Source organism: Nostoc sp., assembly GCF_054880495.1.
The window spans coordinates 1-7,856 of the sequence record NZ_JBTYKD010000070.1 but is presented as its reverse complement, the minus strand read 5'-3'; the positions used below and the strand labels follow the sequence as shown (position 1 = coordinate 7,856).

Genomic DNA, 7,856 nt, shown 5'->3' with positions numbered 1-7,856 from the left:
TGTGCTACTCTATGAATCACCTGTATTCTACTCTACGAAAGTCTCAGGTGATGAAATCTACATTACTTAGTAATGATTCAGGTTAATGCCAGCTTCTTTTGCCATTACTTCTAAGCCTTTGGTTCCTATGGTTTTGATTGCTTTAGTAGACAGCTTTAATCTCACCCAGCGATTTCCACCTTCCCACCAAACACGCTTGCTTTGCAGATTGACGTGCTGAAGGCGTTTAGTACGACGGTGAGAGTGGGAAACAGCAAAGGCGTTATTTGCCTTTTTACCAGTTAGTTCACAGCGACGGGACATAGCAAATATCTCCAGATTTTTATTTTAATACAGCCTTTCCATTTTAGGTCTTAGGCAACAGAAGTAGGAAAAGAGATGGGGAGCAGGCTTGCCGTGAGCGTAGCCGAATGGGAGCGGGGGGAAAAATAACTCCAAACTCTTGTACAAACGCGATTAATCGCGTCTCTGCTCCAAACTCTTGTACAGACGCGATTAATCGCGTCTCTGCTCCAAACATCCTGTACAGACGCGATTAATCGCGTCTCTGCTCCAAACTCCTGTACAGACGCGATTAATCGCGTCTCTGCTCCTAACTCAGCACTATTTACTAGCTTCTTCCGTCAGCTTGGTGAGTACCTCATTCGATCGCTCGACGAAGGATTTCATTCCCTCAGCATCAAATCCTTTCTGAGACATCAGCGCTAAATCGTAGACGTGTTGGCAAATCAAGTTCACTAACTGATTTGTAGGCGATTCACCCTCACCTTGAATAATACTACTTTGGTTAAGATTTGCGAGATTTTGAATCAGTGGGTGAGCAGTATTCACTACCAAAATATGATCTTCGGGAAATTCTGTTGTCTGCTGCTGCATCATGGCGTTCATTTCCCGCAGGCGGCGGAGAATCTCTGGTAAAAGCACGATCGCAGGTGGTGTCCCTTGAGGATCATCTGATTTCAACGCTTCGGTACGGATGTTGAGTTTCGGTTTGTTGAGAGATTTTTCAAATAACTCTTTGATCGTCTCACTCCGAGTTTTGTTGGTGTTGGGATCAATAATTTCCGTAGCTTTGTCTTGTTCTAGCAGCGTATTATCTAACTCGGAATCTACCCGCGTAAATTTGACATCCTGATATTCCCGCTCTAAGAAGTTGATAAAGTGGGTGTCAATGAAGGAGTCCATAAACAAGACTTCCAAGCCTTGATTTTTGTGCAATTCTATGTATGTAGCTTGGGTTGCTTCATCGGTGCTGTAGAAAACCCGGTTCTCGTGGTGTTCTTTGTTACGTTCTAGATACTCTTTCAGCGTAGTATAAGGAGCGCTGGGTGCTGAAAAATCAGGACTGTTTGAGGGAGGAGTCACATCTTGCCAAGCATCCCCTTCTGAAGACTGTACCTCAACTGCTGGAGTTTCAGCAGCAAGTTTTTCTGTCAGCTTGGCGGTGGTGCGGAAGACAATGATATCTTCGATTTGTTTTTTGAATTTCTCGTCGTTGAGAACGCCGAATTTGACAAAAGTCCCAAGATCCTTCCAGGCGCTAATGTATTGTTCGCGGTTGTCGCGGAAAAGTTCTTTGAGGCGATCGCCTACTTTTTTGGCAATGTAATCACCGATTCTCCGCACGGTGCGATCGCCTTGCAAGGCACTGCGCGATACATTCAGAGGAATATCGCTGCTATCAATCACACCCCGCATTGGAGTCAGAAATTGCGGAATAATTTCTTCGCAGTTGTCACTAACAAAAACTTGATTACAAAATAGCTTGATCTGCCCTTTAGTAACATCTACATCTGGCCTCATTTTGGGAAAATACAGAATCCCGTTGATGATAAAGGGATAGTCTGTATTTAGATGTACCCACAAGAGAGGCTCTTCCTGAAAAGGATACAAGTAGCGGTAAAACTCTAAATAATCTTCTTGACTCAGATTACTCGGAGACTCTCGCCACGGTGCTTTTTGCTTATTTAATACTTCACCATCAAGTTTTATTGGTACTGGCAAGAAGTCGCAGTAAGTCTTGACAAGATTCTTAATCCGTGCTGATTCTAGAAATTCCTCTTCTTCTCCTTGCAAGCTGAGAGTAATAGTGGTGCCGCGAGTTGTCCGGGGCGAATCTTCTAGGGTGAAAGCTGGGGAACCATCGCAACTCCAGTGAACCGCCTCCGCTCCTTCTTGATATGAGAGGGTATCAATCTCTACCTTTTGCGCCACCATGAAGGAAGAGTAGAAACCAAGCCCGAAGTGGCCGATTATCGCTTGATCTGATTTGTCTTCATACTTGTGAATAAACTCTTCAGCACTAGAGAAGGCAACCTGATTGATATATTTTTTAACTTCATCTGCGGTCATCCCGATACCGTTATCAGAGATAGATAGGGTTTTATTGTTTTTGTCAATGGCAATTTCAATTTCTGGTTCGCCGATATCTCCAGCGTAATCTCCGGCGCGGGATACCATTTTCAGCTTTTGGATGGCGTCTACAGCGTTGGATACCAGTTCCCGTAAGAAGATTTGGTGATCTGAGTAAAGGGACTTCTTAATGATCGGGAAAATATTTTCAGTATGAATACTGATTGTTCCTTGTTCCAGCATAATTGGTAATTTTCGATGTTAGTATCTGAAATGATGATAGTCGCTAATACAGCCTAGCCCTCTGTTTTCCAGGATAAACCCGGAGAACACAGAAGGGGATGATACCAATTAAGATTTTAAAAGATAGCTTAAGCGATGTCTACGATGGTTACTGAGCTTGCCGTACCACTTCGTGGAAGCAAGCTACGCGCAGCGTCTCGTAGAGAAGTACGGGCTGCGCCTACGCTCGCTTTTTGAGGATTGTTTGCCCCCATTTTCAGATTCGGATTTCCCGACTCCCGATTTTTAACCCAGGTCTATTTAGTCTAGTTGAGACTGCTGTCTAACTATTGCTGGAATTCTTCTTCAATACCAAAAAATAGTGATACGGATAAGTGGGATCGATAAATTCTTGCTTGACAGTTAATCCAGCTTTTGCAACAGAGTTTAAAATCCGCTTTTTGGGATATCCTTTCAAACCCATTTCCCAGTAGTGTTCGCCACATACTGGCTTTGTACTCCAGAATTTTGGCATATTGATTAATAAATGCCTTGGTCTGCCTGAGAAAGAAGTCTTGATCTGAAACGAGAGGTATTGGGTGCAATAGGGAATCGAAATCACCAAAAATTTCTTTGTTGCAATGGCAAGTTTTTTTAATGCTTCTTCTGACTGTTCGTAGGGAAAGTGTTCCAGCACTTGAAACAGGACGATCACATCAAATTTATCTTGTGGTAATGAAAAATCTGTGGTCAAATCCAAAATCATTTCTGGCTTCAGGTTAGGGTCAATATCAGCAGTCGTGACGTTGTATCCATTGTTCTTTAGAATGTCTGTTAATAGAGAATTAAAAATGCCAATTTCCAGAACGTTTTTTACCTGATTACCCAGCGAAAAAATTAGACGCAACTGGTGGTGGTAACTGATGAGCCGATTTTTTGATAAATATTCCGAATTTCTAATATCTAAGGAGGTGATGAGTTGCATAAACAATGCCTACCTAACCTGGTGGACTGACAAATGTGGTGGGTATACAACTACAGGATTCCCTAAAATAATAGTGAAAGTAACAGTTTCTTATCCTAATTCGTAATTTGTAAGAAGCAAATTGATGCAACACACGGTAGGAGATCACAATTGTGGTGTGGTGTCAACTTAAGGTGAAATCGGCGCTTAGAAACGGCATCTACACGAGGCTTTACCCGCCTGCGCGGGTTACAAACCCGGAATTTTTTCTTAGTCCTCGGAGGGGGACGAGAGTTTGTGTAACCGCGAATTCCATTCGCCACGGCTTAAGTTGACACTGTATTCCACGCAATTAATAACTGCTATGTAGCAATCTGTGGTACTGATACCTTCACCAGCATTTTTTTACTAAAAGACAGACCGGTTTCATTTTTGTCAATGATAATTGTGTCTCCAGAGATAAAAGTATTTTCCAATAACTTGGTAGCGAGAGGGTTTTCTATTTCTCGCTGAATTGCCCGTTTCAGGGGGCGTGCGCCGTAAACTGGGTCATAGCCTGATTCTACAAGGTAATCACAGGCAGATTGGGATATCTCGAAGTAGATTTTTTGTTCGCGCAGGAGATTTTCTACGCGCTTGAGTTGAATACGGATGATCTGCCGCATTTCAGTGCGATTTAGGGTATGGAAAAGAATAATATCATCGACGCGGTTGAGAAATTCCGGGCGGAAATGCGATCGCAAGTTTTCCATTACTCGCTTCCGCATTGTTTCATACTTGGAATCATCACCAGATACATCCAAAATATGTTCGCTACCAATGTTACTGGTCATCACAATAACGCTGTTGCGAAAATCTACCGTTCTTCCCTGAGAGTCAGTAATTCTCCCATCATCTAACACCTGCAATAAAATATTGAACACATCGGGGTGCGCCTTTTCGACTTCATCCAGCAGCACCACCGAATAAGGACGGCGGCGAACTGCCTCGGAAAGTTGACCACCTTCTTCATATCCTACATATCCTGGAGGCGCTCCCACAAGGCGAGAAACTGAGTGTTTTTCCATATACTCAGACATATCTAAGCGCACCAAGGCATCATCAGAATCAAAGAGAAACTGAGCTAAAGCGCGGGCGAGTTCGGTTTTACCCACACCTGTCGGTCCCATGAACAAAAATGAACCAATGGGACGAGAGGGATCTTTCATCCCCGCACGGGCGCGACGAATTGCGGCTGCTACCGCTTCTACAGCTTCCTCTTGCCCAATGACGCGTTCATGCAAATGACTTTCTAGTTGGAGTAATTTTTGCCGTTCCGATTCCAACAGGCGATTAACGGGAATTCCTGTCCATTTGGCGACGATTTCGGCAATATCGGCTTCAGTAACTTGTTCTCGCAGCAACGTGGAACCTTGATTTTGAATTTCTAAAAGGTTCGCTTCTTTGGCTTCGCGATCGCGTTGTACTCCTTCCAATTTGCCATACTTCAGTTGGGCAGCTTTATTCAGATCATAGGCACGTTCCGCCTGTTCAATTTGCACTCGCAGCCCATCTTCTTCTTTCTTTAAGCTGCTTATAGCCTCCAATATCTGCTTTTCACCTTGCCATTGCTCATTAAATATTTGCTGTTTTTCCGTCAACTTGGCGATTTCTTGCTCAATTCGCTGCAAACGTTCTTTGGTTTGGGGAGTACCCTTTTCTTCGCCAGCTAATGACAGCTTTTCCATTTCTAACTGCATGAGGCGGCGATCAATGGTTTCCAATTCTGCTGGTTTGGAGGTAATCTCCATTTTCAACTGTGCTGCTGCCTCATCTACTAAATCAATCGCTTTATCTGGTAAGAAGCGATCGCTAATATAACGTGCTGACAGAGTTGCTGCTGCTACCAAAGCCGAATCAGAAATTTTGACGTTGTGATGAACTTCATAACGTTCTTTCAAGCCCCGCAGAATCGAAATAGTATTTTCTACACTTGGCTGATCCACAAATACTTGCTGAAAACGGCGTTCTAGGGCGGCGTCCTTCTCAATGTGTTTGCGGAACTCATCCAGGGTTGTAGCGCCAATGCAACGCAGTTCTCCCCGCGCCAGCATTGGTTTAAGCAGATTTCCAGCATCCATTGCCCCTTGTTGGTTGGAACCGGTGCCGACTACGGTGTGTAGTTCGTCAATAAACAGTACGATGTCACCGTTAGATTCTGTAACTTCCTTGAGGACTGCTTTTAAGCGTTCTTCAAATTCTCCTCGCAATTTTGCCCCAGCAATCAAACTACCAATATCTAAAGAAATGAGTTTGCGGTTTTTCAGAGATTCGGGAACGTCACCGTTTACCATCCGTTGTGCCAAAGCTTCGGCGATCGCAGTTTTACCTACCCCAGGCTCACCAATCAATACAGGGTTATTTTTGCTACGTCGAGACAAGACTTGAATTACCCGCCGAATTTCGTCATCCCGCCCAATTACTGGATCGAGTTTTCCAGCTTTTGCCTGTTCTGTCAAATCTCTGCCAAATTTTTGTAAGGCTTCATAGCGGGATTCTGGGCTTTGATCTGTCACCTTTTGGCTACCGCGAACGGTTTTAATCGTAGTTTCTAGTTTAGCTGTATCCGCGTTAAAGCCTTTGAGTAGCTTTCGTCCAATGCGATCGTCTTCAGCAAATGCCAAAAGTATATGTTCTACAGAAATATAAGAGTCTTTCATCCTGGTTCTAACTTCCTCAGCGCGGTCTAGTAAAACATCTAAATTGCGGCTAAGGTAAAGCTGATCACTTTTACCAACTTTCGGCTGACGTTGGGTAAAGGCTTCTAGCTGCTCTTGCAAACGGATTGGATCGACCTCAGATCGAGCTAGGATACGTATTGCCAGACTAGTGGGTTCTTCTAACAGGGCAATAATTAAATGTTCAACATCTAGTTGCTGTTGTTGATAAGCACGGACTATATCCTGAGATTTAACAATTGCTTCCCAGGCTTTATCAGTAAATTTATTCGGATCTGTAGGTTGCATCTTTAGAATTTTGGAATTTTGATTTTTAGTTTAGGGATTGGGGATTATTAAAGGGAGTGGGGAGAGACGCGATTAATCGCGTCTGTACTAGGGAGTGGGGAGTGGTTGTAACCCTACTCCTTAGTACCCAGATAATTATCCAAACATTCTCAGCGTATATCCGTATGTATCTCCGGTGGCAATTTGGGATTGGTAATTGTTGATAGTTTAGTTGATTACCTATTTTCTAATTTAAAACTAAAATACTGTTCTGAGGGGACTTTGCCAAATGGTGTTATTGGAGTGATGTCTACGAAAGGTTACGCAAACAATAGCTGAAAAGAGTGATTTTTAGGTAGGGGCAATTCATGTAGCTTTAGCTGACCGCAGAGTATTGCCCCTACCGCGTGTAGTTTTGCTTTTCCAAATATCGGTGTGGATTTTGCGATCGCTCTGAAGCAAAACTTGCTGCCCAGATCCCGACTTCTTCAATAAGTTGGGGATCTAAATCCAATTACTGACTCACAAGAGCAACTTGTGATTCCTGTTTGACTGCTGACCCTTGATTTCCCAGTTGAATTAGTTCAACTTTATACCCATCTGGATCTTCCACAAAAGCAATTACCGTCGAACCATGTTTCATTGGTCCTGGTTCGCGCACGACTTTACCGCCCTGATTGCGGATTTCTTCACACGTAGCGTAAATATCATCAACGCCAAGGGCAATGTGACCATAAGCATTACCCAATTCGTACTTTTCCACCCCCCAGTTGTAGGTTAGTTCTATTACCGAGTTGTCGCTTTCATCACCGTAGCCAACAAAAGCCAGGGTAAATTCTCCACTGGCATAATCTTTTCTACGCAGTAATTTCATTCCTAGAACTTCACAGTAGAACTTTAATGACTCTTCAAGGTTGCCCACCCGCAGCATGGTGTGTAGTAATCGCATATTGACCTTTTCTGTGTAATTGATTTAGTGTTATTCTCTATCAACATTTTACAGAAGTTGCCAGAGGCGATCGCATTTGGACAAAATCCAAAAATTGTTCAGCTTCGGCAAAGACAGGGGACTGGAGAGGAGTTCAAAGGCTCAACTGCCAAGTAAATAGGCTCAACTGCCAAGTAAATAGGCTCAACTGTCAAGTAAAAAGGCTCAACTGCCGAGTGAGTAAAAAGGCTCAACTGCCGAGTAAAAAGGCTCAACTGCCGAGTTCAGGGCTAGTAATGAATAGAAGACTCACCTTGACAACGCTAAGGGACTTCCAAGAAATAAATTACTACTACTTGTGGGGTGGGCGACACGAGAGCCTAGTAACCAAAGGCTCTCGTGTCGC

General features: G+C 43.6%; 7 protein-coding genes. 1 reads left to right on the top strand and 6 read right to left on the bottom strand.

Translation table 11 applies throughout. The features are described from left to right. Positions 1-66 precede the first annotated feature (66 nt). The 6 genes from rpmB to gloA all read right to left on the bottom strand — a co-directional run bounded on the left by rpmB (position 67) and on the right by gloA (position 7,471). Positions 67-303, bottom strand: coding sequence for a 50S ribosomal protein L28 (gene rpmB / locus ACYTXL_RS08435; protein WP_292799943.1), 237 nt, complete (start codon positions 301-303; stop codon positions 67-69). A 300-nt stretch (positions 304-603) separates the two neighbouring features. Continuing rightward, positions 604-2,595, bottom strand: coding sequence for a molecular chaperone HtpG (htpG, locus tag ACYTXL_RS08430; protein WP_461924317.1), 1,992 nt, complete (start codon positions 2,593-2,595; stop codon positions 604-606). 128 nt (positions 2,596-2,723) lie between these two features. Further along, positions 2,724-2,849: a hypothetical protein gene (locus ACYTXL_RS08425; protein WP_461924316.1), complete on the bottom strand. Its 126-nt coding sequence runs from the start codon at positions 2,847-2,849 to the stop codon at positions 2,724-2,726. A 68-nt stretch (positions 2,850-2,917) separates the two neighbouring features. Continuing rightward, positions 2,918-3,559 carry a class I SAM-dependent methyltransferase gene (locus tag ACYTXL_RS08420; RefSeq protein ID WP_461924315.1) on the bottom strand — a complete coding sequence of 214 codons (642 nt, stop codon included), beginning with the start codon at positions 3,557-3,559 and terminating at the stop codon, positions 2,918-2,920. Between the two features lie 341 nt (positions 3,560-3,900). Then, positions 3,901-6,543, bottom strand: coding sequence for an ATP-dependent chaperone ClpB (gene clpB / locus ACYTXL_RS08415; RefSeq protein ID WP_461924314.1), 2,643 nt, complete (start codon positions 6,541-6,543; stop codon positions 3,901-3,903). 493 nt (positions 6,544-7,036) lie between these two features. After that, on the bottom strand, positions 7,037-7,471 hold the full coding sequence (gene gloA / locus ACYTXL_RS08410) for a lactoylglutathione lyase (RefSeq protein ID WP_461924313.1): 435 nt from the start codon (positions 7,469-7,471) through the stop codon (positions 7,037-7,039). A 27-nt stretch (positions 7,472-7,498) separates the two neighbouring features. On the opposite strand from gloA, the gene ACYTXL_RS08405 reads away from it, so the two are divergent. Then, positions 7,499-7,627, top strand: a complete 129-nt coding sequence (locus tag ACYTXL_RS08405; RefSeq protein ID WP_461924312.1) for a hypothetical protein — start codon at positions 7,499-7,501, stop codon at positions 7,625-7,627. Positions 7,628-7,856: the final 229 nt, after the last annotated feature.

Excerpts from the sequence above, each read along its gene's own strand:
- htpG (WP_461924317.1), bottom strand. The coding sequence starts at position 2,595 with ATGCTGGAACAAGGAACAATCAGTATTCATACTGAAAATATTTTCCCG.
- rpmB (WP_292799943.1), bottom strand. The coding sequence starts at position 303 with ATGTCCCGTCGCTGTGAACTAACTGGTAAAAAGGCAAATAACGCCTTT.
- ACYTXL_RS08425 (WP_461924316.1), bottom strand. The coding sequence starts at position 2,849 with ATGGGGGCAAACAATCCTCAAAAAGCGAGCGTAGGCGCAGCCCGTACT.
- gloA (WP_461924313.1), bottom strand. The coding sequence starts at position 7,471 with ATGCGATTACTACACACCATGCTGCGGGTGGGCAACCTTGAAGAGTCA.
- ACYTXL_RS08420 (WP_461924315.1), bottom strand. The coding sequence starts at position 3,559 with ATGCAACTCATCACCTCCTTAGATATTAGAAATTCGGAATATTTATCA.
- clpB (WP_461924314.1), bottom strand. The coding sequence starts at position 6,543 with ATGCAACCTACAGATCCGAATAAATTTACTGATAAAGCCTGGGAAGCA.